Annotated in this window: 23 protein-coding genes and 4 pseudogenes; 6 read left to right on the top strand and 21 right to left on the bottom strand. The window is 51.5% G+C overall.

The genetic code is table 11. The annotated features are described in order from the left end of the window. Positions 1 to 23: 23 nt before the first annotated feature. Complete coding sequence (locus F4V61_RS10125; RefSeq protein ID WP_058345446.1) at positions 24 to 1,334, top strand: serine dehydratase subunit alpha family protein; 1,311 nt, start codon at positions 24 to 26, stop codon at positions 1,332 to 1,334. Between the two features lie 74 nt (positions 1,335 to 1,408). On the opposite strand, the gene F4V61_RS10120 is transcribed toward F4V61_RS10125, so the two are convergent. Continuing rightward, complete coding sequence (locus tag F4V61_RS10120; RefSeq protein WP_000039330.1) at positions 1,409 to 1,573, bottom strand: hypothetical protein; 165 nt, start codon at positions 1,571 to 1,573, stop codon at positions 1,409 to 1,411. Between the two features lie 23 nt (positions 1,574 to 1,596). Beyond that, positions 1,597 to 2,298: a pirin family protein gene (locus F4V61_RS10115; RefSeq protein WP_058345445.1), complete on the bottom strand. Its 702-nt coding sequence runs from the start codon at positions 2,296 to 2,298 to the stop codon at positions 1,597 to 1,599. Positions 2,299 to 2,402: 104 nt separating this feature from the next. Between F4V61_RS10115 and yhaJ the strand changes: the two genes are divergently transcribed. Continuing rightward, a complete protein-coding gene (yhaJ, locus tag F4V61_RS10110) occupies positions 2,403 to 3,299 on the top strand; it encodes a DNA-binding transcriptional regulator YhaJ (RefSeq protein ID WP_001041029.1) in 897 nt (298 codons plus the stop codon). A gap of 38 nt (positions 3,300 to 3,337) precedes the next feature. Here yhaJ and F4V61_RS10105 read toward each other — a convergent pair whose 3' ends face one another. After that, positions 3,338 to 3,703 carry a DUF805 domain-containing protein gene (locus F4V61_RS10105; RefSeq protein WP_000384150.1) on the bottom strand — a complete coding sequence of 122 codons (366 nt, stop codon included), beginning with the start codon at positions 3,701 to 3,703 and terminating at the stop codon, positions 3,338 to 3,340. Between the two features lie 184 nt (positions 3,704 to 3,887). On the opposite strand from F4V61_RS10105, the pseudogene F4V61_RS10100 reads away from it, so the two are divergent. Then, positions 3,888 to 4,994: pseudogene (locus F4V61_RS10100) on the top strand (IS3 family transposase). A 63-nt stretch (positions 4,995 to 5,057) separates the two neighbouring features. On the opposite strand, the gene F4V61_RS10095 reads toward F4V61_RS10100, so the two are convergent. The 12 genes and pseudogenes from F4V61_RS10095 to F4V61_RS10040 all read right to left on the bottom strand — a co-directional run. Then, positions 5,058 to 5,360 (bottom strand): hypothetical protein, encoded by a 303-nt coding sequence (locus tag F4V61_RS10095; protein WP_000924273.1) that lies wholly within the window; start codon positions 5,358 to 5,360, stop codon positions 5,058 to 5,060. A gap of 56 nt (positions 5,361 to 5,416) precedes the next feature. Continuing rightward, positions 5,417 to 5,863, bottom strand: coding sequence for a hypothetical protein (locus F4V61_RS10090; protein WP_000546623.1), 447 nt, complete (start codon positions 5,861 to 5,863; stop codon positions 5,417 to 5,419). Continuing rightward, positions 5,850 to 8,162: an N-acetylmuramidase family protein gene (locus tag F4V61_RS10085; protein ID WP_000608317.1), complete on the bottom strand. Its 2,313-nt coding sequence runs from the start codon at positions 8,160 to 8,162 to the stop codon at positions 5,850 to 5,852. Before F4V61_RS10085 ends, F4V61_RS10090 begins: the two co-directional genes overlap by 14 nt. Positions 8,163 to 8,383: 221 nt before the next feature. Continuing rightward, positions 8,384 to 9,512, bottom strand: a pseudogene (locus F4V61_RS10080) (IS3 family transposase); the annotation flags it as partial. A gap of 97 nt (positions 9,513 to 9,609) precedes the next feature. Continuing rightward, the gene (locus F4V61_RS10075; RefSeq protein ID WP_024132120.1) at positions 9,610 to 10,002 is read right to left on the bottom strand and encodes a DoxX family protein; all 393 of its coding nucleotides are present in this window, start codon (positions 10,000 to 10,002) and stop codon (positions 9,610 to 9,612) included. 247 nt (positions 10,003 to 10,249) lie between these two features. Beyond that, complete coding sequence (locus F4V61_RS10070; protein ID WP_000095491.1) at positions 10,250 to 10,549, bottom strand: YqjK-like family protein; 300 nt, start codon at positions 10,547 to 10,549, stop codon at positions 10,250 to 10,252. After that, positions 10,546 to 10,944: a phage holin family protein gene (locus F4V61_RS10065; protein WP_079828613.1), complete on the bottom strand. Its 399-nt coding sequence runs from the start codon at positions 10,942 to 10,944 to the stop codon at positions 10,546 to 10,548. Before F4V61_RS10065 ends, F4V61_RS10070 begins: the two co-directional genes overlap by 4 nt. 2 nt (positions 10,945 to 10,946) lie before the next feature. Then, on the bottom strand, positions 10,947 to 11,252 hold the full coding sequence (locus tag F4V61_RS10060; RefSeq protein WP_080160924.1) for a DUF883 family protein: 306 nt from the start codon (positions 11,250 to 11,252) through the stop codon (positions 10,947 to 10,949). Positions 11,253 to 11,293: 41 nt separating this feature from the next. Next, positions 11,294 to 11,662, bottom strand: a complete 369-nt coding sequence (locus tag F4V61_RS10055) for a DUF1090 domain-containing protein (RefSeq protein WP_000877302.1) — start codon at positions 11,660 to 11,662, stop codon at positions 11,294 to 11,296. 144 nt (positions 11,663 to 11,806) lie between these two features. Further along, complete coding sequence (gene mzrA / locus F4V61_RS10050) at positions 11,807 to 12,190, bottom strand: EnvZ/OmpR regulon moderator MzrA (protein ID WP_000917511.1); 384 nt, start codon at positions 12,188 to 12,190, stop codon at positions 11,807 to 11,809. Positions 12,191 to 12,193: 3 nt separating this feature from the next. Continuing rightward, entirely contained in the window at positions 12,194 to 12,856 is a 663-nt protein-coding gene (gene yqjA, locus F4V61_RS10045) for a DedA family general envelope maintenance protein YqjA (RefSeq protein WP_000422142.1), read from the bottom strand. A 316-nt stretch (positions 12,857 to 13,172) separates the two neighbouring features. Further along, positions 13,173 to 13,504 (bottom strand): annotated as a pseudogene (locus tag F4V61_RS10040) (GntR family transcriptional regulator); the annotation flags it as partial. A 21-nt stretch (positions 13,505 to 13,525) separates the two neighbouring features. Between F4V61_RS10040 and F4V61_RS22165 the strand changes: the two are divergent. Continuing rightward, positions 13,526 to 13,612, top strand: a pseudogene (locus tag F4V61_RS22165) (hypothetical protein); the annotation flags it as partial. 125 nt (positions 13,613 to 13,737) lie between these two features. Here F4V61_RS22165 and sstT read toward each other — a convergent pair. The 4 genes from sstT to F4V61_RS10015 form a co-directional block, all read right to left on the bottom strand. Further along, positions 13,738 to 14,982 carry a serine/threonine transporter SstT gene (sstT, locus tag F4V61_RS10030; protein ID WP_000235372.1) on the bottom strand — a complete coding sequence of 415 codons (1,245 nt, stop codon included), beginning with the start codon at positions 14,980 to 14,982 and terminating at the stop codon, positions 13,738 to 13,740. A gap of 253 nt (positions 14,983 to 15,235) precedes the next feature. Continuing rightward, positions 15,236 to 16,204: a TerC family protein gene (locus tag F4V61_RS10025; RefSeq protein WP_001098841.1), complete on the bottom strand. Its 969-nt coding sequence runs from the start codon at positions 16,202 to 16,204 to the stop codon at positions 15,236 to 15,238. A 268-nt stretch (positions 16,205 to 16,472) separates the two neighbouring features. Further along, the gene (locus tag F4V61_RS10020; RefSeq protein ID WP_080160925.1) at positions 16,473 to 17,471 is read right to left on the bottom strand and encodes a Gfo/Idh/MocA family protein; all 999 of its coding nucleotides are present in this window, start codon (positions 17,469 to 17,471) and stop codon (positions 16,473 to 16,475) included. A 131-nt stretch (positions 17,472 to 17,602) separates the two neighbouring features. After that, entirely contained in the window at positions 17,603 to 18,094 is a 492-nt protein-coding gene (locus tag F4V61_RS10015; protein ID WP_080160926.1) for a M48 metallopeptidase family protein, read from the bottom strand. 85 nt (positions 18,095 to 18,179) lie between these two features. Here F4V61_RS10015 and rlmG point away from each other — a divergent pair, with 85 nt between their 5' ends. Continuing rightward, on the top strand, positions 18,180 to 19,316 hold the full coding sequence (rlmG, locus tag F4V61_RS10010; RefSeq protein ID WP_058819760.1) for a 23S rRNA (guanine(1835)-N(2))-methyltransferase RlmG: 1,137 nt from the start codon (positions 18,180 to 18,182) through the stop codon (positions 19,314 to 19,316). 106 nt (positions 19,317 to 19,422) lie between these two features. Here the strand turns inward: rlmG and F4V61_RS10005 are convergent, their stop codons facing one another. Both F4V61_RS10005 and ygjG read right to left on the bottom strand, forming a co-directional pair. Beyond that, positions 19,423 to 21,441 (bottom strand): FAD-dependent oxidoreductase, encoded by a 2,019-nt coding sequence (locus tag F4V61_RS10005; RefSeq protein WP_079828610.1) that lies wholly within the window; start codon positions 21,439 to 21,441, stop codon positions 19,423 to 19,425. Between the two features lie 171 nt (positions 21,442 to 21,612). Continuing rightward, positions 21,613 to 22,992, bottom strand: a complete 1,380-nt coding sequence (gene ygjG, locus F4V61_RS10000) for a putrescine aminotransferase (RefSeq protein ID WP_079828609.1) — start codon at positions 22,990 to 22,992, stop codon at positions 21,613 to 21,615. A gap of 428 nt (positions 22,993 to 23,420) precedes the next feature. Between ygjG and F4V61_RS09995 the strand changes: the two genes are divergently transcribed. After that, positions 23,421 to 24,941: a methyl-accepting chemotaxis protein gene (locus F4V61_RS09995; protein WP_079828608.1), complete on the top strand. Its 1,521-nt coding sequence runs from the start codon at positions 23,421 to 23,423 to the stop codon at positions 24,939 to 24,941. Positions 24,942 to 24,948 lie beyond the last annotated feature (7 nt).

Below are 24,948 nucleotides of genomic sequence, written 5' to 3'. Positions count from 1 at the left end.
TACCTGAGATTAAGGTTGTTGTTATGTTTGAATCTAAAATAAATCCATTGTGGCAGAGACTTATCCTGGCCGTACAGGAAGAAGTAAAACCAGCGCTGGGATGTACTGAGCCTATTTCACTGGCGCTGGCGGCAGCGGCGGCAGCGGCTGAACTTGACGGTACAGTTGAACGCATTGACGCGTGGGTTTCGCCCAACCTGATGAAAAATGGTATGGGCGTTACCGTTCCGGGAACGGGAATGGTAGGGCTACCGATCGCCGCGGCGCTTGGCGCGTTGGGCGGCGATGCTAAAGCCGGACTGGAGGTGCTTAAAGACGCTTCCGCTAAAGCGGTTGCCGATGCGAAAGCGCTACTGGCTGCCGGACATGTCGCCGTGATGTTACAGGAGCCGTGTAACGATATCCTGTTTTCACGGGCGAAAGTTTATAGCGGCGATAGCTGGGCATGTGTCACGATCGTCGGCGATCATACGAACATCGTGCGGATAGAAACCGACAAGGGCCTGGTGTTCGCACAGTCCGATAATGTGCAGGGAGAAGAAAAGGCTTCGCCGCTGGTGGTACTGTCTCACACTTCGCTGGAAGAGATTCTGGCATTTGTGAATGCGGTGCCCTTTGACGCCATCCGCTTTATTCTGGATGCAGCCAGGCTAAACGGCGCGCTGTCGCAGGAGGGACTGCGTGGTTCCTGGGGACTGCATATCGGTTCGACGCTGGCAAAACAGTGCGATCGCGGTCTGCTGGCGAAAGATCTCTCCACATCGATTTTGATTCGTACCAGCGCAGCGTCAGATGCCCGAATGGGTGGCGCAACATTGCCCGCGATGAGCAACTCCGGTTCCGGCAATCAGGGGATTACCGCCACTGTGCCGGTGATGGTGGTCGCTGAACATGTCGGCGCAGATGATGAGCGTCTGGCGCGCGCGCTAATGTTATCGCATTTGAGCGCTATCTATATTCACCATCAGCTTCCGCGTTTGTCGGCGCTATGCGCGGCAACCACGGCGGCGATGGGCGCGGCGGCAGGTATGGCGTGGCTGATAGATGGTCATTATGCCACTATCGCGATGGCTATCAGTAGTATGATTGGCGATGTCAGCGGGATGATTTGCGATGGCGCTTCGAATAGCTGCGCGATGAAAGTCTCCACCAGCGCGTCGGCGGCGTGGAAAGCCGTGCTGATGGCGTTGGACGATACGGCGGTGACCGGAAACGAAGGGATTGTGGCGCACAATGTCGAAGAATCTATTTCGAACTTGTGTTCGCTGGCGTGTCGTTCAATGCAGCAGACAGATAAGCAGATCATCGAGATTATGGCCAGTAAAGCGCATTAATAACGAATGCCCCGGCAGGAGGCCGGGGCATTCGTGTCGCCAGATGGCGCTCGCGCCGACATCCGGCCTGATATTCAGGCGGCGGCCTTTTCTTCTGCCAGCCGGACTTCGGCATCTGCCACGATAGCTTCCAGTTCGGTTAGCATCTCTTCATAGCCCAGATGCACAGTGGCTCTCATTGCCTTCTGTACGGCAGGTTTTACCACGGACTGACGTTTCTTCGCCGATTTTTTGCTCATCTTACGACTCCTTTTATGGCTGGCTACACCGGTAAATCTACCAGTAATGCGCGCAGCGGCGTATTGGCAACCAGCGTAATGTTAGGTTCATCACGAATAAATGCGCCATCCCCGCAGGTTAATACCTCTTGCTCTTCATTGTGCGTCACCGCGTGGAACGTACCGTGAATCGACTGCAAATAGGCGCGCGGCCCGTGAAGCTGAAAATTAAGCGATTCGCCTTTCTTCAGCGTAATGTGATGTAGCCAGACCTGTTGGCGCAGTTGTAAGCTGTTTTGCTCGCCGTCAGGCGAGGCAAGAAGCTGTTGTTGCGCCGCCGATAGCGTGGTTTTTTGTACCAGCGCGTTTTCCTGTTCAGGACAGGCGTCGAGCCACAGTTGCATTCGGGTTAAGGGCTTAACGTTGCTGAGATTACGTTCGCTGTAGCTAATACCCGGCTGCGCGGCAAGCAGTAACGCTTCGCCCGCTTTGGCCTGCACATGGTTGCCGTCGCTGTCGCGGTATTCCGCTTCGCCGTCCAGAATCAGGTTTAAAATATCCACCTTTGGATAAGTTCGGGGCTGAAAAGAGGCGCCAGGCGCCAGGACTTCCTGGTTCAGTACGCGCAGCGAAGCGTAGCCCAGCAGTGTAGGGTCGAAGTAGTGTCCAAAGGAGAAGGTGTAGCGGGCCTGCAGCCATCCATAGTCTGCCTGTCCACACTGTTTGGCGGTTCGGGTAGTAATCATCGTTATTAACCTCTCTTTACTCCCTTTTATGTTAAGGGGCTGGACGCTGCATTGTTAGCCAGATATTCTGCCCGGTATGTTCAAATTTCCTGAATGAGAACGCTATGGCTAAAGAGAGAGCGCTGACGCTTGAAGCATTGCGTGTGATGGACGCCATTGACCGCCGGGGCAGTTTTGCCGCAGCGGCAGATGAACTGGGACGGGTGCCCTCCGCGCTGAGTTACACCATGCAGAAGCTGGAAGAAGAGTTGGACGTTGTGCTGTTTGATCGTTCCGGCCATCGTACAAAATTCACCAACGTCGGGCGTATGCTGCTGGAGCGTGGCCGGGTATTGCTGGAAGCGGCAGACAAGTTGACGACGGATGCTGAAGCGTTGGCCCGCGGTTGGGAAACGCATCTGACGTTGGTCACTGAGGCTCTGGTGCCGACGCCCGCTTTTTTTCCGCTGCTCGACCGGCTGGCCGCTAAAGCCAATACGCAGCTTTCATTTATTACCGAAGTACTGGCTGGCGCATGGGAGCGCCTTGAGCAGGGGCGGGCGGATATCGTCATCGCCCCGGATATGCACTTTCGATCGTCGTCGGAAATTAACTCCCGTAAATTGTATACGCTCATGAATGTGTATGTCGCCGCGCCTGACCATCCGATTCACCAAGAGCCGGAGCCGCTTTCGGAAGTGACGCGGGTTAAATATCGCGGCATAGCGGTAGCGGATACCGCGCGCGAGCGCCCGGTATTAACGGTGCAACTGCTGGATAAGCAACCGCGCCTGACGGTAAGCACTATTGAAGATAAACGTCAGGCGTTGCTGGCCGGGCTTGGCGTCGCCACCATGCCATATTCGATGGTAGAACAGGATATAGCCGAAGGACGGCTACGCGTAGTGAGCCCGGAATCGACCAGCGAAATTGATATTATTATGGCCTGGCGGCGTGACAGTATGGGCGAGGCAAAAGCCTGGTGTTTGCGGGAAATACCTAAGCTATTCGCCGGGAAATAAATAGCGCGCGGCGCTTTAAAAGCAGCGCCGCGCCGCCATCAGGAAAAACGTTTCGGATCGGGGCCGAAGCGGTTATCGCCCGGCGTACCGTTCTGGCAGTTGAACGCGATGATGATAAGCCAGCCGATAATGGGGATTAGTAGTAATAGTAGCCACCATGCGGAGCGGTCAGTGTCATGCAAACGTCGGAACTGCACGGCCCACCACGGTAAAAAGATCAGAACGCCGTAAATGGTGGTCAGAACACCTTCACCCCCGGCGCGCTGCCAACCGAGCATGGCGTCCAGCAGGCCCAGCACAAAGGTAAAAATGATATTGACCAGAATAAACATCCAGTATTCTTTGCGTCGCGCGCGACCGCCAAAGCCCAGATAATTTTTTAAAACGTTTAAATACCAATCCATTTTCGCCTCAATAGTCGTTCAATCAATTGTTTTTAAAGTAATCAAACTAAGAATAGCTGCGAATGAAATGCTGGTAAATATTTGTGATATTAATTAATAAGGCGTCGCGGTGTAGTCTCCCCCAAATTTAGTCTGACCGCTTAATAGAGTCCTCTGGTTAAAATACAACCAATGGAGGTACGCTATGAAGAAAATACGTTTCACCGAATCCCAGATCCTGAGAGTCCTGAAAGAAGTTGAAGGCGGTCGACATGTGAAGGAGGTTTGTCGTGAGAATGGTGTTTCCGAAGCCAGCTACGATAACTGGAAATCCAAATATGGCGGCATGGAGTCCCCGGATATCAAACGCATGAAAGAGCTGGAAGAAGAAAACCGGCGATTGAAGCAAATGTACGCGTCTTTGAGCCTGGATCATGAAATTCTTAAGGATGTCGTCGCAAAAAAACTTTAACGGTTCCCGAAAAACGTAAACTGGTGCGCTATGTCATGACGGAACATCAGACCAGCGAGCGACGCGGGTGCCGAATTATTGGTATTAGCCGAAGCCTTTTGCATTATCGCCCGAATGCCGAACGGGATATTCCGGTGATCGAGGCGCTACAGGATCTGGCGCATCACTATCCGGCCTATGGATTTGGCTTGATGTTCAACAAGCTGCATCAGGCAGGGTTATCGTGGAATAAGAAACGCGTTTACCGGATATATTGTCGGTTAAAACTAAACCTCAGACGCAAGGGTAAAAAACGCTTGCCCAACCGGAACCCGCAGCCTTTGGCGGTCCCCATTAACATGAATCACTGTTGGTCAGTGGATTTTATGAGTGACGCGCTGATGGATGGAAGGCGGTTCAGATTGTTTAACGTAGCCGATGATTTTAATCGGGAAGCGCTGGCAGTCGAAGTGGACTTAAATATCCCGGCGCATCGCGTAGTGCGCGTTTTGGAGCGGCTCAGCGCCGAAAGAGGCTATCCGGCGTTTCCGAAGTGATAATGGACCGGAACTTACCGCCGCCGTCCTGTCGGAGTGGGCCGAGCAGCATGGAGTCATACTGGATTTTATTCAACCGGGAAAGCCAATGCAGAACGGATTTATCGAACGGTTCAATAAGACATTACGAACAGAAATACTCGATATGTATCTGTTCCGAACGCTGTCTGAAGTCCGAGAGTTAACAGAAAACCGGCGAACGGAATATAACGAGGAACGCCCGCATAGCTCACCTGGCGGCATACCGCCGGTTACCTATGCAAGGCAAAAACTGGCCGGAGACTCTAACTGGCAGTGGTACTAAAAACCGGAGTGACTACATCGCGACTAATACAGTTTATACCTATCTACTGGCATGCCCAACATATTACGGCAGCATCGTATCGAAATACTTCCTTTCTTCCTGGTAACTTTTTATAAGACAGTTGCTCACTTCGGCCGTCTCTGCATCAGTTCCTTTCGAATCAACCGTTTCCAGTTGGCATTTTTTATCAATCATCTCTCCCCATGATTTTTTAAGCTCCAGAATAAATGGCTTACGATCTGGGTTGTTATTGATTTGTGCATCAACAGATTTGTTCAAATTCTCTAATGCCGATTTTACTTCCCCTGAGCTTTTTTGATTAATACTTGCAAGCTGACTATTTTTTTCCGGAAAATGCAGCAGCACTAACTTCAGAATACCCTGTGAACAACAAGAGTAAAACAATGCTATATTTTAGATGTTCATTCTTCACACCCCAAAGCAGAATCTTTATCACAAGCCAGTTTTGCCGACAAATCACTAAGACGATCAATGCTAACGGACTTACAATCGTAAACAGATTCCTTTTTGCTATTCAGGTTCGTAACACTAACTCCACGGCTTTCACTCTCACCCTCATAATTACTAAATATCGTGTACTTATACTCTGCATTTACAAACGATACACTGAAATAATCGGTTTGAAATCGTGAGTAATGATTGTATTTAAATCCTGAATAATCATTACCTTTCGATTCATAATTAAATGCAGTTTTGCGGTCTTTCGATAAGGTGTACCGAAGCACGCCTTTGTTTTCATCTAGTTTGATTGTTCCTTTTGCAGTGTTGCACATGAAATATTCATCACTCGCAAACGATGAACCACACAAAAGCATTGCAGCCAACGCAAAAAACTTATAATGATGCATTGTAATTTCTCTCCATTTTCAAATCATATCCCTTCTGCCTTGGTCCGTTATATCTTTGAGCAAATGAAAGCCAATCTTTAGTCCGAATGGAGCGCAATAAAACTCTATCAGCCTTAATGAAGCTAACGAATGCTTTCAACTGATTTTTCTCAGACTTACTTAATGCAAAAACGAAATCCTCAGGGCTAGCGTAGCCTGATGTGGCGTAGTTCGACGCCAAAATCTGAAACTTACCCCAAGATGCTGACTTTAAAGCTGCTTTCTTGTCTAAAGCATACGCTTTGATTAGCTTTGCATACTGTATTGATGTTGCACCATATCCACCCGCAACAGGATTTGATATATCTTCGAACTGATCATACTTCCCATTTGTATATTTATGAAAGTGATGCCTTTCAAATAATATCGCAGGAACATAATCATCGTTATCTTCAAATTTAAAATAGGAGCCATAAGGACCATTTTCAGTTTTTGCTACAGCTTTAATTGCTGCAACTTCGCATCCTAATTCTTTTGCAGCCTCTTCATAATCAGTATCATCAATTTTATCTCCATTATAGAAGTGAATAAATTCTATAGGAGTTAACTCCCCATTAACAGGAGTCTTGGGAAACTCTGCACTTCGTAATATTTCCGGAAACTCAAGCGGATGAAAATGCCATACTGACCGCTGACTGGCGAACGGCGGCACCTTATCCATCCAGCGCGTCACATCCAGAAATCCCCCGTTGGCCATCTTCACAACAGGACTTTCATCCCTGACCGTAAATACCGATGACCAGCGTGTATCTTCGCGGGTACTGTGCCAGTCGCTGTCATGCTTCACTATCAGCCGCCGCGCATATTCCGGGATGTTCATCTGATTGGTATGCAGTGCGCCGAACAGCAGTTCGTCCAGGGATTTATCGGGATACGGGTCGGGCGGTCTTCTGTTTTCAGCGTTGTGGATCAGGCTGTCATAAAACATTTTTGCCTGTGCCGATGCGGGTCCTTTTTCGCTGTCAAAGTGCGAGCTGATGCTTTTCAGGGCATCAATAACCCAGCGTTCATCCAGCGTGCGGGTAAAATCGGTTGTGTGTTCAGCCTCAATACAGTGAAAGTTTAGCTCAGCTAAATCATGCTGACTGAGCTGCTCCACATCGTCCTGGTGCATCCACGTATGTGGGCGGATTTGAAAGTATGTTACGCCGTTTTTATCCGTAAACGGGTATGTGGCATCACGCGGAATAATTTTTCCAGCATCGGCACGGGTAATGGCGCTCATCTGCTTAAAGGTACTTTCCTCGTCCTCCCCGTTTCGCAGGTACAGTGGCCGTTTCAGCTTCAGCTTAATGAACTGTTTGCCCGTTTTGATGCCCTTCACGTTGGCCACCACATCCGGCACATGCTCGTCGAGGCTCAGCAGCTCGATATGGGCTTTATAGTCCGTGGTAATAATCTGCGGATAATTATCTTCGTCGGCCAGATCCTGAGCGCCGAGGAACCCGACCGGATCCCCTGCTTTCACCGTCACTTTCAGCGGGGCGGACGGCACTACCACATCATCAAACACGCCGTGATTCAGTGCGTGGTGCATCCACTCAGGCAGGCACACGTAACATTCCCCGTCCGGCTCCAGATATTCCGGGCGCATCGAGACCCAGAACAGATCGCCTGCGGGTTTACCGTCCTGAAGACGCTGCACCAGGGCGAACGGCTCCGGCCGTAGTTCCAGCAGAAACGATTTTTGTTGCAGCACGGTCAGCGTTTCCCCCTGCATCAGCATTCTGGCGTGGCCGTGTTTATTTGCCAGCACGTCCGGCACGATTTCACGGCTGTCATCGTGGCGGGAGTGTTTGCGCATCCGCACCCCGTGACCTTTCTGCGTGACCCGGTAAAGCGGGCGTTTCGGGAATTCTGATAGTGGCGCGATGTGCATGTAAAGCTGGTACAGCGTCAGCCAGGAGGATTCATCCTGTTCGTCGGGTTTGTACACCGATTTGACCAGCACAAAGGTGCCGGACTGGCGCAGGGGGCGTTCCTGGTAACACTCGATAGCCGCGTAATCGCGGTTAACCCGCCATGCCACCACCTCGCCGTCCATCATGAACTGGAGCGGCACGGATTTTTCCGGCGTGTCCTGATTCAGCACCGAGGCCGGAGACGATGACGTCCCGATGTGGATCCCCCCGTGCCAGTAATGACTAATGCCAAGTAACCACCAACCGTGCGCGTTTTTGCGGATGTCGGTCAGCAGCTCGTCATAGTTCTTATAGTCCCGTCCGTCGGCTTTCCGTACCGGATAACGAATGTTTATCATCTTTCCTTAAGTGAAATCCCTCAAAACCATAATCATCGCAGGGAGTTAAGAAGAAAGGGAGTGAAATTTATGCAAATTTTATTACTAAGATAACCCGCACGTCGGCAGATAAGGTATTGATCGGTTTCTTAGAGTATGAGGCTGTAGCCGCCATGTTTAACGAATTCCCTAGAATGTAGGGCGCGGGTTGGGGGGCGGTCTGAATCGCTACGGATAATCCAGACACTTCCGAGCCGTTGATAATACTGGTTTTCATATTCTGTTGGTGACATCTGATTACTCGAACCATGCCGACGCTTACTGTTATAAAACATTTCGATGTAATCAAAAATATCGCTGCAGGCTTCTTCCCGCGTTCCGTAGATCTTTTTCTTTATCCGCTCGCGTTTCAGTAACTGGAAAAAGCTTTCTGCAACCGCGTTATCGTGACAGTTACCGCGACGGCTCATACTCCCGTCCAGACCGTGTGATTTCAGGAATGACTGCCACTCATGGTTTGTGTACTGACTGCCCTGGTCCGAGTGAACCAGCACCTTTCTTTGCGGATTACCCCTCCATACAGCCATCAGCAGTGCGTTCAGGACAATGTCCTTTGTCATCCGGGATTGCATTGACCAGCCGATAATTTTGCGTGAGAACAGGTCAACAACCACGGCCAGATACAGCCAGCCCTCGTGAGTCCTGATGTAGGTTATGTCCGTTACCCAACGCTCATTCGCGCATCCGGATTGAACTGTCGCTGGGGCCTGTTGGGCGATACGATACAGGCCTCGCCTTTGCGTGCCCGCGGGCTCCGGTACCCGACCTGAGCCTTTATCCCGACACGCTTCATCAGTCGCCAGATTCTGTTCACTCCGCACTGTTGCCCGCTGTCCCGCAAGTCCAGATAGATCTTGCGATAACCATAAACGCAACCGGACTCCAGCCAGAACTGTTTGATCTGTCCCGTCAGTCTCCGATCTACCTGGTGGCGCTGAGAATGCGGCTGCTGAAGCCAGGCGTAAAAGCCACTGGGGTGAACATTCAGCACCCGACAGAGCAGACGAACAGGCCAGCAACTGCTGTTGTCACGGATAAAGGCGTACCTCAGTCGGACAGCTTTGCGAAGTTTAATATGTCCCGTTCGTCAGTAACCCGCTTCAGCTCTTTCTGGAGTCGGCGGAGCCCGGCCTGAGCATCTGACTGTTCTTTATTAATGGATGAGTACGGACCGTACTTCTTTATCCAGGCGTAAAGGCTGTGGGTGGTGATATCGAGACGTGTTGCAACGCTGGAAACAGAATGACCGCGATCAACAACCTGTTTGACTGCTTCAATTTTAAACTCTTCGGGATAACGCTTACCGCTCATGGGCGCCTCTCATCAAGTCATTTTAAATGACTCTGAGGTGTCTGTTAAACCCGTGGCGATTCATTATTCCCTCGCTTTTTAATTGAGTATAGGTTGCTTACCACTTTCTATTCAGCAGACGGTCAAGGCTGAACGCGCCTGGTCCGGTTAACGCCAGTAATAAGAATCCGCCGGCAATGGTCAGGTTTTTCATAAACATCAGCGAGTTTACGCCTTCTGCAAAATTGCTATGGAAGATAAATGCCGTCAGCAGCGTAAAACCGGCGGTGAAAAACGCAGTGGTTCGGGTGAGGAACCCCAGCAGAATCGCCAGGCCGCCGCCGAATTCAAGCAGTATGGTGAGCGGCAGCAGGAATCCCGGTACGCCCATCGCTTCCATATACTGTTGTGTGCCCGCATAGCCATTAATTTTTCCCCATCCTGCGGTAATAAACAGAACTGGCATTAAAATACGCGCTATCAGTACACCAACATCTTCTAATTTTTTCATGTTACTCTCCAGGAGGCCGCTTCGACTGCTGCTGTTATTTTCATTAGCAATGGCGCGGCGTAGCGCGTCATTGCTATCGCTGGAGAGAATCATAAACGTGACGTGCAGGAATTGTTAGCAAGTAAAATTGCAAAATTTTCTCAAAAAATTTGATTGATGGATAAGGCGGTAATATACCTGAAAAGTATCGCGCTATCAGATATCAACGGATGATAGCCGGATAGCGCGATGCTATAAAAGAAAGACGTTAACTGCGGAGTTGCTGTTGACGGAGAGTATTTTTTACCAGGCGCCATGCGCTCCAGATACCCAAGCCGCGTTTCGCCCAGCGTACCAGCATATTAGGATGACGTATGGTCCAGATAGCCATTACGCTGCTACCGACCAGCGCCCAGGAGCGCAGGCTTAACACCGTATTCCAGCCGCGATCGTAAGCGCCGGTGGTCTCCAGCCAGTCGCGACGGCTGGCAGCCAGATCCAGCCGTTGCTGCTGGATCTGGCTGAGAAGCAGCGCTTTACGTTTTTCGCGTTCGCCTTTGCTGCTCACGACTGATCGTCCTCCAGAATTTTCCGATCGTTAGCCAGTTCATGCCGCGTATGGCGCAACAACGTGGACTGACGCGCTTTACGCAAAGTCCAGATGCCGCCGATCAGCGCAAGCACTAATAGCACAACGGTGGTAGCGATCATGGCGTTCAAACGGTACTGAGGATCGATAGCCCAGATGACCAGCACCATCAGGCTCATTAAGCCAAACGCAGCGAAAAGCATGGTAAGACCTACCATCAGCAACAACTGAAAGAGGTTCGCTTTCTCTTCTTCCAGTTCCACTACCGCCAGTCGCAGTCGGGTTTCCACCATTTCAACGATAATGGTTACAATCCGCTGCCCGATACCCAGTACGCTTTTGCCTGGTCCTTGTGCCTGTCGAGAGTCCGCCATAATTAACGACGCGTCAGAAGTACGCCCAACACCAGACCGACAGCGGCGCCAATGCCTACGCTCGTCCAGGGATTTTCGCGCACATAATCATCAGCGCGGGTGGCGGCAACGCGAGTCTGATTGGCAATCACATCGCCCGTTTCGCCCAGGCGGTAACGGCTTTCTTTCAGCGCGCGTTCGGCTTTGCTACGAATCTTACTCAACTCTTCTTTCGACTTTTCGCCCGAAGAGCTCAGCACTTCTTCAAGCGTATCGGTCAGGGATTTCAACTCAGCGCGCAGATGTTCCGTAGTGTTATCTTTCGACATAGTTTTCTCCAGGTGAGTGAGTATTTACATTCGGTATTAACTTAATAGTCTCTGGCCTCAAGTTTTTTTAGCTCGTCCTGAGCCTCGGCCAGCTTACGTTCACGTTTGTTTATTTTATCCGCATCGCCTTTTGCTTTTGCCTCGGCTAAATCACGTTGGCGTTCGGCTATTTCCTCTTTTTGTTCGGCGATCTTTTTCTGATGCTCGGCGCGCAGCTTGCTGTCAGTACAATTGGCGCGTACTTCGCTGAGCGCCTTGTTCAGACCCTCGATACGGCGCTGATTATTGTGCTTTTCAGCGTAGCTAATTTCTTTTTGTATATCCTGCTCTTTTTCCGGACAAAGCGTATTAGCGTAGCTGCCTGCGCTAAGCGTGAAAAGTGTAATAGCCAAAGCGATACGGTATTTCATTCCTGAACTTTCCCTTATGTTCGAACCCATTGTCCGGGGCGGTGATCCCGATAATAACGTGGTGGGCTAAACACCAATTTATTAATCATAGTCATTAAACAACGAAATCACCAAAGTGAGTGATATGATTCGGATTCCTGGAGATTAGCCAAAGCGGTGTGAGTTTTCCCGTAAGCGAGATAGCCACTGTACCGCTTCGTTGTCATCGTCCTGCTGAGCGACGACATAACCGTGTGGCAGCGTTTGATCAAGTACCGCTTTCGCTGCGGCGCTTTGCGTAGGGGAATCGAATGTAATGAGCAGCATGTCATTCTTAGGTGTAATGCTTTTAAAATGAATGCCGTTCGCATCCAGATGATGCAGAACTGAAAAACCGTCTGGAATACTGGCGCCCTGGTTAACCGCGCGAATGGCCAGTGTCGACTCCTGCTGGCGCAGAGTTGACCACGCTACCATGAGTACGGTCAGCATCAGTAGAAAAGCGCTGATCCAAATGAACTGTCGGGCAGTTATGCGTGGTTTAAGCATAAGTTATCCCCGGCCCCCATATTTCTTTTTCCACAGCATGACCAGAGAACCCGCCAGGCCAAAAAAGAGCAGTACCACGGGCAATAGCATCAGATATGACATTAACTGATCTTCATACTTCATAAAGACAGGCGTTTTGCCCAGCAGATAGCCCAGCGACGTCAGAATAAGCACCCATAACAAGCCGCTCATCCAGTTAAAGAACTGAAAGCGCGCGTTATTCAGCCCGGATATGCCGGCAATGGTGGGCAGTAGCGTTCTGACAAATGCGATAAAACGGCCTATCAATAATGCCGACAGACCGTGTTTATGAAAAAGGTGGTGGGCGCGTTGATGGTAATGCGCGGGGAGATGAGAAAGCCAGTTTTGCACGGTACGGGTATTCCCAAGCCAGCGGCCCTGAATATAGCTGACCCAGCAGCCCAGGCTGGCAGCGACGGTAAGCAGTAAAATGGTTTGTGGAAAGCCCATCGCGCCTTTAGCGATCAGAACGCCGACCAGGATCAACAGGCTGTCGCCAGGTAAAAAGGCGGCAGGGAGCAAGCCATTTTCCAGGAACAAAATCATAAATAACACAAAATACAACATGCCAATCATGGAAGGATTAGCAAGTGTTTCAAAGTCCTGAGCCCACAGGGCATTCAGCAATTGAGTCAGTAGTTCCATTCAGTATTCCTGGGGAATCGGTTAACGTCACGCCGGTAATCTGAGGTTTGCACTACCGCAACAGAGGTGGAGTTTTTATCAGCGTTGCGGAAACGGCAAATTCGCGACCTGAACTATTCCTTGTTAAGTTGTGAAGTAAGCAAGCACTAACACACAAAAATTCAAATGCATCTAATTGTAACAAAGGTCAACGAAGTCCGTTATAGAAATTATGCGTCGTTGAGCTTTGATTTTGCTTATCGCAAAGGAGGGTGGCGAGAGGATTTACACAGACTGACATTTTATACTTTACGCTTACCGAGCGCCGCAGCAGACGTCATTTTACGCCGCCAGAGGCGATATCAAGGTGTACAACCGGATTTTCGGCAAAAAGATAGCGGTTGGCGTTAAATTCAAAATCATCACTGGTTTCATTAAATAACATCTGTTTCGTGTTCTCCAGATGCTGCCCCATCGTCACTTTAGCGGCGTGAGGATCTTTACGTATCAGCGCGCAGGATCTGGTCGTGGTTGTTGCACCAGTTGTCAACCGTGCGCAAGTCAATGTGTGTGCAATTTTTTCTAAAAAAGGTTGTGGATGCGTTGTGCCCACTTCTTATCGACAATGGCGGCCAACGCAGAGTCTTGCGTGGTTAACGCTACCTCAACAATGGCTATTTACCGGCGTAACAGGTTGCCGCAAATTACCGTTTTAAGAATCTGTATGGCATCTGGCTGAAAGGCGAACATTACCAATGGCGAGCCAGATCTGGCAATCTTTAAGCGTGGCGTTACGCGATAAAAAAGGCCGGATAAGATGCTTTAGCGTCTTATCCGGCCAGGATTAACCATGTTTCGAACGTAGGCCGGATAAGCGTAGCGCCTCCGGCATCAATAATAACTTAGCTACGCAAGGCATTGTTCGCCAGACGTTCGTCCTCTGCCTGGCAGGCTGCCGCGGTGAACAGAACATCGGTAGATGAGTTCAGCGCCGTTTCACACGAATCCTGCAATACGCCGATGATAAAGCCGACCGCAACTACCTGCATTGCGATATCGTTCGGGATGCCAAACATGTTGCACGCCAGCGGGATCAGCAGCAATGAACCGCCTGCCACGCCGGAGGCGCCGCAAGCGCACAGCGACGCCACCACGCTCAACAGCAGCGCTGTGGGCAGATCCACCGGTACGCCTAACGTATGGACTGCCGCTAACGTCAGAACTGTAATGGTAATTGCCGCGCCAGCCATATTGATGGTGGCGCCCAGCGGAATGGAAACGGAGTAGGTATCCCTGTCCAGATTCAGTTTTTCGCACAACGCCATATTCACCGGAATATTGGCGGCAGAACTGCGGGTAAAGAAGGCATAAACACCGCTTTCACGCAGGCAGGCGAATACCAGCGGGTAAGGGTTACGACGAATCTTCCAGAATACCAATAGCGGGTTGACCACCAGCGCGACCAGCAGCATACAGCCAATCAGGACCACCAGCAGGTGCGCATAGCCCCACAGAGTGGAGAAACCGGTGGTTGCAAGCGTTGATGAAACCAGACCAAAAATACCGACTGGCGCGAAACGGATCACCAGTTTGACCATAAAGGTCACGGCGTTGGACATATCGTTCACGAGGTTCTTCGTGGTCTCATTGCCATGACGCAGGGCAAACCCCAGACCGACGGCCCAGACCAGGATCCCGATATAATTCGCATTCAGCAGCGCGTCGATAGGGTTTGACACCATACTTATCAGCAGACCACGCAGGACTTCTACAATTCCGGACGGCGGCACAATATCCTGGGCGCTACTGGACAGGTGCAGCGTTGAAGGGAAGGCGAAGCTGAACACGACGGCCGCCAGCGCGGCTGAAAAGGTGCCTAACAGATAAAGAAAGAGAATCGGGCGGATATTGGTTTTTTGACCGTGCTGGTGGTTGGCGATTGAGGCCATCACCAGCATCAGCACCAGAATGGGGGCGACCGCTTTCAAGGCGCCGACGAACAGGGTGCCCAGCAAGCCAACCGCTTCCGCCGCAGGCTTAGAGACCCATGCCAGTAAAATCCCCAGTACCAGACCCACTAAAATTTGTTTAACCAGGCTGCCCTGCGCTAAACGCTGCAGTAGCCCTGATGCACGTTGCGTAGCCATTTCATATTCCTTGTATTGTGTTGCTGTTCATCCCCTGCACGCTCTTACGGCGCATCTTTCAGGATGTAACAAAGTGTTTGCCTGGTTGAGTATAAGGAAAGTTGAAGGTTCGGGAAGCGAAATATCCTGGATTTTTTGCTGCGATCATATTTTATAACTTTATATTAACAGTATTGTGACATGTTAAACAAAAAAGCCCAACGGGTATGCGCCGCCGGGCGTTAATGACAGAGAGGTTTGTTCCGATAAAAGCTTATTGCGCTCGCAGTTTCTTATCGCGCTGATGGTTAACCCAAGCGTTAATCACCAAAGTAATGGTCAGAATACCAAACACCACGCCCAGCGAAACCGCGATAGGAATATGGTAGAAGTCGACGATCAGCATCTTAATGCCGATAAAGACCAGAATGACCGCCAGACCATATTTCAGCATCGAGAAACGTTCCGCCACGCCGGACAGCAGGAAGTACATCGCACGCAGACCCAGGATAGCAAACAGGTTAGAGGTCAGCACGATGAACGGGTCGGTGGTGACTGCAAAGATTGCCGGAATACTGTCAACGGCGAATATCACATCGCTGAACTCAACCATAATCAGTACCAGTAGCAACGGTGTGGCATACAGCAGGCCATTTTTGCGTACGAAAAAGTGCTCGTTCTCGATCGTATCGGTCATGCGCAGATGCCCACGCAGCCAGCGCACCATCGGTTTTTCGCCAATGCCGGATTTGTCTTCTTTCGCCAGCGCCATTTTTACGCCGGTAAACAGCAGGAAGGCGCCGAACACGTACAGCAGCCATTCGAACTGGGCGATGAGCCAGGTACCGGCAAAAATCATGATGGTACGCAACACGATCGCGCCAAGAACCCCATACACCAGCACCCGGCGTTGCAGAGCCGGGGGGACGGAGAAATAGCTAAACAGCATCAGCCAGACAAAGACATTATCCACGGCCAGCGACTTCTCAATCAGATAGCCGGTAAGGAACGCCAATGCCTGAGGGTCAGCGACTTCGCGCCCTTGCGTTTCAGCCAGATACCACCAGAAAGCGGCGTTAAACAGCAGAGAGAGCGTTACCCACAGGATTGACCATCCCGCCGCTTGTTTCATCGACATGGCATGTGCGCCGCGTCGCCCCTGCAACAACAGGTCGATGGATAGCATTATCACCACTACAACCGTGAATCCACCCCATAATAATGGTGTACCGACAGTATTCATTATTTCTCCCCATGCAAAAAAAACGGCTAACGCCGAATGACATTAGCCGCTGCTTTTATGCATAGACCTTGCCATTCGGCAAGGTCTCACTTACAACTATAAAGGAATACGCTGACGTATTCCTTTATAGCTGCCCGGTGACCGGATGTGGTTTTGCACACATCGTAATGACGATCGTCCGACAATGAAGTTACTCCCCTTTGCGCGTAACAAAGTATGACAGGCCACGCCTGGAGTCAATGACCTGTAACATATAATTTACATTATTTTACGCAGGAAGAGGATGCGTCATATCGTCCGCCGGAAAGATAACCCCGGTTTGACGACGTATTTCTGTTAGCCATTTTGCTGTGGCGCGACTTAGCGACAATCCCGGATGTTCTACGGTGTGAGTCTCAATGAGACGGGCGAACGCCTCGGCTTCATACAGCATGGTATTAATATGCTGAGGTTGAGTTAGATCCTGCATCAGCGCGCCGCGCGGCGCAAAGCACACCTTCTGGCATTCCGACAGCTTTTCAATCACCAGAGATCCCGCCTCGCCCTGAATTTCGCTGGCCAATACGGAGTCGCTGACTTTGGAATGCTGTAGCGTAACGCTAAAATCGCCGTAATCCATGACCACAACGCCGTGCGCATCCACTCCGCTTTCCAACAAATTCGCTGACGCCTGAACGCTGCGCGGCTCGCCCCATAGCACGATCGCTGAAGCCAGACAGTAATACCCAATATCCATGATCGAACCACTGGAGAAGGCCGGATTAAACGTATTCGGGTTTTCACCGTTCAGATAGCGCTGATAACGTGAGGAGTACTGGCAGTAATTCAGCAACGCCTTATGCATTCTGCCGATCTTCGGCAGCGATTCCCGCAGGAGCAGAAAATTAGGCAGGTTGGCAGTTTTAAAAGCTTCAAACAGCACCTGCTGATTATCGCGCGCGCAGGCGATAGCGGCATCAACCTCCGTCAAGTTAGATGTCAGTGGCTTTTCGCACATGACATGTTTTTTATGCTGCAAAAAGAGCTGCGTCTGGGAGAAGTGCAGTGAGTTCGGGCTGGCGATATAAACCGCCTCTATCGCGTCGCTTTGCGCCATCGCCTCCAGCGAGGTAAACAGATGCTCGACGGGATAATCATTGGCGAAAGATTGTGCCTGCTCAAGGCTACGGGAGTAGACGGCGGTGAGCCTGAACTTGCCGGTTTCATGGGCGGCGTCGACAAACTGGCGCGTGATCCAGTTAGTACCGATTACAGAGAAACGTATCATAAACGTCAACGGACTCCTGAAAGGGATTTTCGTCAATGTAGCACGACTTTCTGCCCTTGCCAGTGCGCTGTGACGCACGCCGACATTTTACTGGCGAGAAGGGCATCCGTGTGCGCTATCGGTCCCAATAGTTACGCCAGCGCCTGATGCGTCAGCCACAGGCGGGTATCAAATTCCAGTTGATGGTACTGCGGCTCCATATGGCAGCAGATCTGATAAAACGCTTTGTTATGCTCTTTTTCTTTCAGGTGCGCCAGTTCGTGAACCACAATCATCCGCAGAAACGGCTCCGGAGCGTTGCGAAACACGGTGGCGACGCGTATCTCCGCCTTTGCCTTGAGTTTGCCGCCCTGAACGCGCGAGACGGCGGTATGCAGCCCCAGCGCATTTTTTAGCACATGGATCTTGCTGTCATACATCACTTTATTGATGGGCGGCGCGTTGCGTAGAAACTGACTTTTCAGCTCCTGAGTATAGTGATATAGCGCTTTGTCAGTGGCGTAATCATGCGCGCCGGGATAGCGTTTTTCCAGCATCGTTCCCAGGCCCTGCCCGGCGATTAAAGCGCGCACCTGGGCAAGGAGATGTTCCGGATATCCCTGAAGGTAAGGTAGTGAGGTCATCAAAGCTCCATGTTGCTGATAAAAAGTGTATACTCACGCACCCTTTTCAGGGATAACGCCGCAATTTTACCATTCAGGAGGCCCAATGAGCCACGTAGACGACGGTTTCCGTTCACTGACGCTGAAACGTTTTCCGCAAACGGATGATGTTAACCCGCTTCTGGCGTGGGAGGCGGCCGATGAATATCTGCTGCAACAACTGGATGAGACGGAAATTCGCGGCCCGGTGCTGATCCTGAATGATACGTTTGGCGCGCTAAGCTGCGCGCTGGCGGAGCATTCGCCATACAGTATTGGCGATTCATATTTAAGCGAACTGGGTACGCGAGAGAATTTACGCCATAACGGCATCGCTGAGTCCAGCGTAACGTTTCTCGACAGTACGGCTGACTACCCGCAGGCGCCGGGCATAGTATTGATTAAAGTACCGAAAACGCTGGCGTTGCTGGAACAGCAGTTACGCGCTTTGCGTAAGGTGGTGACGGCGCAAACGCGTATTATCGCTGGCGCGAAAGCGCGTGATATTCATACCTCTACGCTGGAACTGTTTGAAAAAGTGCTGGGTCCAACCACAACGACGCTGGCGTGGAAGAAAGCGCGTCTGATTAACTGTACCTTCAGCAATCCGCAACTGGCCGCTGCGCCGCAAACGCTAAGCTGGAAACTGGAAGATACTGGCTGGACGATTCACAACCACGCGAATGTATTTTCTCGTACCGGATTGGATATCGGCGCACGCTTCTTTATGCAGCATCTGCCGGAAAACCTCGACGGGGAGATTGTCGATCTCGGCTGCGGCAACGGGGTGATTGGCCTGAGCTTACTGGCGAAAAATCCGCAGGCGAACGTGGTATTTGTCGATGAATCGCCGATGGCGGTAGATTCCAGCCGTTTGAATGTGGAAACGAACATGCCGGAGGCGTTCGAACGCTGCGAATTTATGATCAACAATGCGCTTTCCGGCGTGGAGCCGTACCGTTTTAACGCCGTGTTCTGCAACCCGCCGTTTCACCAGAAACATGCGCTGACCGATAATATTGCCTGGGAGATGTTCCATCACGCCCGCCGCTGCCTGAAAATCAACGGCGAACTGTATATTGTGGCGAACCGCCATCTGGACTATTTCCACAAGTTGAAGAAGATTTTTGGTAATTGCGCGACGATAGCGACCAACAATAAATTTGTCATTCTGAAAGCGGTGAAGCTAGGACGACGTCGATAATTTGAAAGCGTTTGTCGGCGGATGGCGACGCTTGCGCATCTTATCCGGCCTACAACCTGCGCGATGGCGTAGGCTTGATAAGCGTAGCGCCGTCAGGCAAAAGTCGTTAAATCTCCAGCGCCAGTCGGGTGCCCTGGGCAATCGCCCGCCGGGCGTCCAGCTCCATCGCCACATCGCATCCGCCGATAAGATGTACCGTTTTTCCCGCGGCGCGTAGCGGTTCCGCCAGTTCGCGGCGGGGTTCCTGTCCGGCGCAGATCACCACATGATCGACCTCCAGTAGCTGGGGCTCGCCGCCGATTAAAAGATGTAATCCGTCATCGTCGATCTTCTGGTAACTGACCGCCGGGAGCATTTTCACGCCGCGCGCCAGTAACGTAGCGCGATGGATCCAGCCAGTCGTTTTGCCTAACCCTTCCCCCGGTTTACCGGTTTTGCGTTGCAGCATCACGATTTGCCGTGGGCTGCGCGTCAGGCGCGGGCCTTCCGGGCGCAGACCGCCTGCCTGTTGCAGGCTGGTATCAATTCCCCATTCAGTACAAAATTCAGCAATATTTTGGCTGGTGGATTCACCGTGCTGGCTCAGATACATGGCCGTGTCAAAACCGATCCCGCCGCAGCCGATGATCGCCACTCGCTTACCAACCGGCGTTTTATCGCGCAATACCTGCAGGTAGGTCAATACCTTCGGATGATCGATACCGTCGATTGGCGGGCGACGCGGTTCTATGCCACAGGCGAGGATCGCTTCGTCAAACGGCTGAAGATCCTCTGCGTTCACCTGCTGATTCAGTTTCAGCGTAACGCCAGTGACATCGATCATACGACGGTAGTAACGCAGCGTTTCGTAAAACTCCTCTTTACCTGGGATCTGTTTGGCGATAGTAAACTGGCCGCCAATTTCATTATGAGCGTCAAACAGCGTGACATGATGACCGCGCGACGCGGCGTTAATCGCGAAAGCCAGCCCTGCCGGGCCAGCGCCGACAACGGCCAGCTTCTTTTTGCGTATGGCTGGCGTTATCGGCATTTGGCTTTCGTGACAGGCGCGTGGGTTAACCAGGCAGGATGTCACTTTACCGATGAAGATTCTATCCAGGCAGGCCTGATTACAGCCGATACAGGTGTTGATCTCATTTGCGCGTCCGGATTGCGCTTTAGCCAAGAATTCGGCATCGGCGAGAAAGGGACGCGCCATCGACACCATATCGGCATCGCCGCGCGCCAGGATCGCCTCGGCAACCTGCGGATCGTTAATGCGATTGGTTGCGATCAGGGGAACCGACACCAGACCCTTGAGTCTACGCGTTACCCAGCTAAAGGCGCCACGCGGTACCGGCGTGGCGATGGTAGGGATTCGCGCCTCATGCCAGCCAATACCGGTATTAATAAGAGTTACGCCTGCGGCTTCAACGGCTTGCGCCAACTGTACCGTTTCGTCGAACGTACCGCCATCTTCCACCAGATCGAGCATCGACAGGCGATAGATAATAATAAAGTCGTTTCCTACCCGCTGGCGTACCGCGCGTATAACTTCAACGGCGAAGCGCATACGGTTGTCATAGTCGCCGCCCCACTCATCATTGCGATGGTTAGTCCGCCGCGTGAGAAATTCATTAATCAGATAGCCCTCTGATCCCATCACCTCTACGCCGTCGTAGCCAGCTTCCCGCGCCAATTGCGCGCAATGCGCGAAATCGTCGATTAACTGCAAGATTTCATTATGCGTCAGTTCATGCGGCGTAAAGCGGTTGACTGGCGCCTGAATTGCCGACGGCGCGACCAGGTGCGGCTGATAGCTGTAACGCCCTGTGTGTAGAATTTGCAGCGCGATTTTACCGCCTTCCGCATGTACGGCATCGGTCACCACGCGATGATGCCCTAGTTGGCTGGCATCGTTCAGCATCGCGCCGCCGGGCATGACTACCCCGGAGGGGGCGGGCGCAATACCGCCAGTGACGATTAATGCTACGCCGTGTCGCGCGCGTTCGGCATAAAATGCCGCCAGGCGATCTGCGCCATCAGAATGTTCTTCCAGACCCGTGTGCATAGATCCCATCAACACGCGGTTTCTGAGAGTGGTAAAGCCCAGATCGAGCGGGGCGAACAGCGACGGGTAGCTCATAAACGTATCCATTATGTAAAATTATTGTTATGTGGTCGGATGAGTTACTACTGTAGCCGTCGCGACGTAAAAGGGAAAAAGGGAATGCGGTGATTGTGATGAGATTCAAAAAAGAGGCGGCGATAAGGGGAAAAACAGGCCGGATAAGCACAGCGCCATCCGGCATCGTTTTTAAACCTCTTCAACGCTCACCTGCATCGCCGCCAGCGCATTACGCGCTGATTTCAATACCTGTTCGCACAGTTCAATGGTTAGCGTGAGCGGTGGTTCGATACGAATTGTTTTCGCATTATTCAACGTCCCGGCAACCAGCACTCGTTGACGGAACATTTCACTGGCAAATCGGTAGCCCGTTTCGTTATCGACAAATTCAATGGCCATCAGCATGCCTTTTCCACGCGCATCGTGTACCAGATCGGGATATTCACGCGCAAGTTGTCGAAAACCATCCAGGAGCGTATCGCCTTTCTGCTCCGCCAGGGCAGGGAGATTTTGCTCCAGCAGGACGTTAATGGTCGCCAGCGCGGCAGCACAAGCCAAAGGATTACCGCCAAAGGTGGTGGTATGCAGGAAGGGGTTGTCGAAAAGAACCGAAAATACCTCTTCCGTTGCGATGGTGGCGCCAATCGGCATCACGCCACCACCCAGGGCTTTCGCCAGACACAGAATATCAGGCTGCACATTTTCATGCTCGCAGGCAAACATCTTGCCGGTACGCCCCATGCCGGTTTGTACTTCATCCAGAATCATTAACGCGCCGAATTCATCGCAGAGCTTACGTACCTCAGTCAGATACCCCTGCGGCGGTAGGATCACGCCGCCCTCACCCTGAATAGGCTCCAGAATCACAGCGGCTATCTCATCGCCTGTCTTTTTGCCTTCGCTAAATGCCATGCGCATGGCATTGATATTGCCAAACGTCACATGGCGGAAGCCCGGTAGTAAAGGCATAAATGGTTTACGGAAGGTGGATTTGGCCGTGGCGGAGAGCGCGCCCAATGATTTGCCGTGAAATGCGCCGCTAGTAGCTATAAAGGTAAACTTGCCGCGCGGCGACTGATACGCTTTTGCCAGTTTTAATGCCGCTTCGACGGATTCGGTGCCGCTGTTGCAGAAAAAGCTGTACTTGAGTTTCCCCGGCGTCAGCGCCGCCAGCGTTTTTGCCAGTATCGCCCGCAAAGGGTCAAGTAACTCTTGGCTGTGGAGGGGTTGTTTTGCGAGTTGATTCTGGACGGCGGAGACTACAACAGGATTACGGTGCCCCACGTTAAAGATGCCGAATCCCCCAAGACAGTCAATAAACTCCTGCCCCTGGGTATTGACAAGCGTATTCAAACTGCCCGCTTGCCACTCTACGGCTCCGTAATCCCCACCAGCGGTAACAGATTTTCGGTATTCCAGAAATCCCGGATTTACATGTTCTTTAAAGTAGTCAATGACCTCTCGGTTTAGCGCTTTCATTTCCTCATGGCTTAGCGTTCGCTTCTCAATGAGATTCAGTGCGTGCGCGCTACAGGCCAAAGCCGATGCGCTGGAAGGTAACCTGTTCAAAATGAGCTCCAGAGGATCGCGTATCACATGATACTAAATTAAGTATTGCAGGGATTAGCGGGGGTCAAAGCCCATAGTGAAAATCGGGATAAACACCAGGATTAATCACATTTGCACAACATTTAATATCATTCGTTAACAATTGGATGCATTTTGAGCAGATCTTGTTTTACGGTTTACGGTGTGTTGCGTTAGCGGCGGCGTCAGAAAAAGATGAGCCAGGACAGATTTTAAAGAAAAAGGTTGTCCACGCTAAACAATTTCACAATGAAAATAATGTGCAGGATGACGTGAAAATCGTACAAATATTAAGGATTAATCGCAAATTGCGATCCAGGTCAATTTTAACAACTAAAGATAAATAGATTAGCGCCGAAGTAACATATGAGAAAAAATTAACATCCAGATAACCCGCACAGGACGCTATCATGTCTTCTCATCCCTACGTCAGCCAGCGAAATACCCCGCTGGATGATGATACCACTCTGATGTCAACGACCGACCTGGAAAGCTATATCACTCACGCCAACGACTCCTTTGTCCAGGTGAGCGGCTATCAGTTAAACGAGTTGCTGGCGCAGCCACATAATCTGGTGCGCCATCCGGATATGCCAAAAGCTGCCTTCGCCGATATGTGGTACACCCTAAAACAGGGCGAACCGTGGAGCGGCATTGTGAAAAACCGGTGTAAAAACGGCGACCATTATTGGGTGCGGGCCAACGCGGTACCGATGATACGCAAAGGGCATGTGACGGGATATATGTCGATCCGTACCCGCGCGACGGAGGACGAGATTGCCGCCGTCGAGCCTCTATATAAGGCACTGAATGAAGGACGGTGTAGTAAACGTATTCATAAAGGATTGGTGGTTCGTCAGGGCTTGCTGGGCAAACTGCCCGCTATGCCTGTTCGCTGGCGAGTGTGTAGCATTATGGGGCTAATGGCAGTGATGCTGGTGGTGGCGCTGTTCTATACGGATGCGTCATGGTTGGCGTTGCTGATGGGCGCGTTGACGATGCTGGTAGGTACGGCGCTATTTGAATGGCAAATTGTGCGTCCCATTGAAAATGTGGCGACGCAGGCGCTGAAAGTGGCGACCGGCGAACGCAACAGCGTGCGACATCTTAATCGTAGCGATGAGCTGGGGCTGACGCTGAGGGCAGTAGGTCAGCTTGGCTTGATGTGCCGCTGGCTGATCAATGATGTGTCAAGTCAGGTCTCCAGCGTCAGAAACGGCAGTGAAATGCTAGCGAAGGGTAGCGATGCTCTGAATAAGCACACCCGTCAGAGCGTGGAAAATGTTCAGGAAACGGTAACGACCATGAACCAGATGGCGGAGTCAGTGAAGCTTAATTCAGAGACGTCTTCCGCTGCGGATAAGCTTTCCATTGCGGCCAGCAGCGCGGCGATGCAGGGAGGCGAGGCGATGGATACGGTCATTAAAACGATGGATGATATCGCCAACAGTACGCAACGTATCGGTACGATCACCACGCTAATTAACGATATCGCTTTTCAGACGAACATCCTGGCGCTGAATGCCGCGGTAGAGGCGGCGAGAGCGGGCGAACAGGGGAAAGGATTTGCGGTGGTTGCGGGCGAGGTACGCCATCTTGCCAGTCGCAGCGCTAACGCGGCGAACGATATCCGCAAATTAATTGATGCCAGCGCAACAAAGGTGCAGTCAGGCTCTGAGCAGGTTCATGCCGCAGGTCGTACCATGGATGACATTGTAGCTCAGGTGCAAAATGTCACCCAGCTTATCGCCCGCATTAGTCAGTCGACGCTGGAACAGACTGATGGCCTCTCCAGCCTGACCCGCGCAGTGGATGAGTTAAACCGCACTACCCAGAAAAATGCGGAGTTGGTGGAGGAGAGCGCACAAGTGTCGGCAATGGTAAAACACCGTGCCAGCCGGCTGGAGGATGCGGTTTCGGTGCTGCATTAAGTTTACT

This window comes from Salmonella enterica subsp. arizonae (assembly GCF_008692845.1).
GTDB lineage: Bacteria > Pseudomonadota > Gammaproteobacteria > Enterobacterales > Enterobacteriaceae > Salmonella > Salmonella arizonae.
Note: the sequence above shows the minus strand (reverse complement) of the source record. Positions and strands in the feature narration are given on the sequence as shown.

Bases quoted from the DNA above. Each gene is read 5' to 3' on its own strand.
- F4V61_RS10125 (WP_058345446.1), top strand. From the start codon at position 24: ATGTTTGAATCTAAAATAAATCCATTGTGGCAGAGACTTATCCTGGCC.
- F4V61_RS10120 (WP_000039330.1), bottom strand. From the start codon at position 1,573: ATGAGCAAAAAATCGGCGAAGAAACGTCAGTCCGTGGTAAAACCTGCC.
- F4V61_RS10115 (WP_058345445.1), bottom strand. From the start codon at position 2,298: ATGATTACTACCCGAACCGCCAAACAGTGTGGACAGGCAGACTATGGA.
- yhaJ (WP_001041029.1), top strand. From the start codon at position 2,403: ATGGCTAAAGAGAGAGCGCTGACGCTTGAAGCATTGCGTGTGATGGAC.
- F4V61_RS10105 (WP_000384150.1), bottom strand. From the start codon at position 3,703: ATGGATTGGTATTTAAACGTTTTAAAAAATTATCTGGGCTTTGGCGGT.
- F4V61_RS10090 (WP_000546623.1), bottom strand. From the start codon at position 5,863: ATGCATCATTATAAGTTTTTTGCGTTGGCTGCAATGCTTTTGTGTGGT.
- F4V61_RS10085 (WP_000608317.1), bottom strand. From the start codon at position 8,162: ATGATAAACATTCGTTATCCGGTACGGAAAGCCGACGGACGGGACTAT.
- F4V61_RS10075 (WP_024132120.1), bottom strand. From the start codon at position 10,002: ATGAAAAAATTAGAAGATGTTGGTGTACTGATAGCGCGTATTTTAATG.
- F4V61_RS10065 (WP_079828613.1), bottom strand. From the start codon at position 10,944: ATGGCGGACTCTCGACAGGCACAAGGACCAGGCAAAAGCGTACTGGGT.
- F4V61_RS10060 (WP_080160924.1), bottom strand. From the start codon at position 11,252: ATGTCGAAAGATAACACTACGGAACATCTGCGCGCTGAGTTGAAATCC.
- F4V61_RS10055 (WP_000877302.1), bottom strand. From the start codon at position 11,662: ATGAAATACCGTATCGCTTTGGCTATTACACTTTTCACGCTTAGCGCA.
- mzrA (WP_000917511.1), bottom strand. From the start codon at position 12,190: ATGCTTAAACCACGCATAACTGCCCGACAGTTCATTTGGATCAGCGCT.
- yqjA (WP_000422142.1), bottom strand. From the start codon at position 12,856: ATGGAACTACTGACTCAATTGCTGAATGCCCTGTGGGCTCAGGACTTT.
- sstT (WP_000235372.1), bottom strand. From the start codon at position 14,982: ATGGCTACGCAACGTGCATCAGGGCTACTGCAGCGTTTAGCGCAGGGC.
- F4V61_RS10025 (WP_001098841.1), bottom strand. From the start codon at position 16,204: ATGAATACTGTCGGTACACCATTATTATGGGGTGGATTCACGGTTGTA.
- F4V61_RS10020 (WP_080160925.1), bottom strand. From the start codon at position 17,471: ATGATACGTTTCTCTGTAATCGGTACTAACTGGATCACGCGCCAGTTT.
- F4V61_RS10015 (WP_080160926.1), bottom strand. From the start codon at position 18,094: ATGACCTCACTACCTTACCTTCAGGGATATCCGGAACATCTCCTTGCC.
- rlmG (WP_058819760.1), top strand. From the start codon at position 18,180: ATGAGCCACGTAGACGACGGTTTCCGTTCACTGACGCTGAAACGTTTT.
- F4V61_RS10005 (WP_079828610.1), bottom strand. From the start codon at position 21,441: ATGAGCTACCCGTCGCTGTTCGCCCCGCTCGATCTGGGCTTTACCACT.
- F4V61_RS09995 (WP_079828608.1), top strand. From the start codon at position 23,421: ATGTCTTCTCATCCCTACGTCAGCCAGCGAAATACCCCGCTGGATGAT.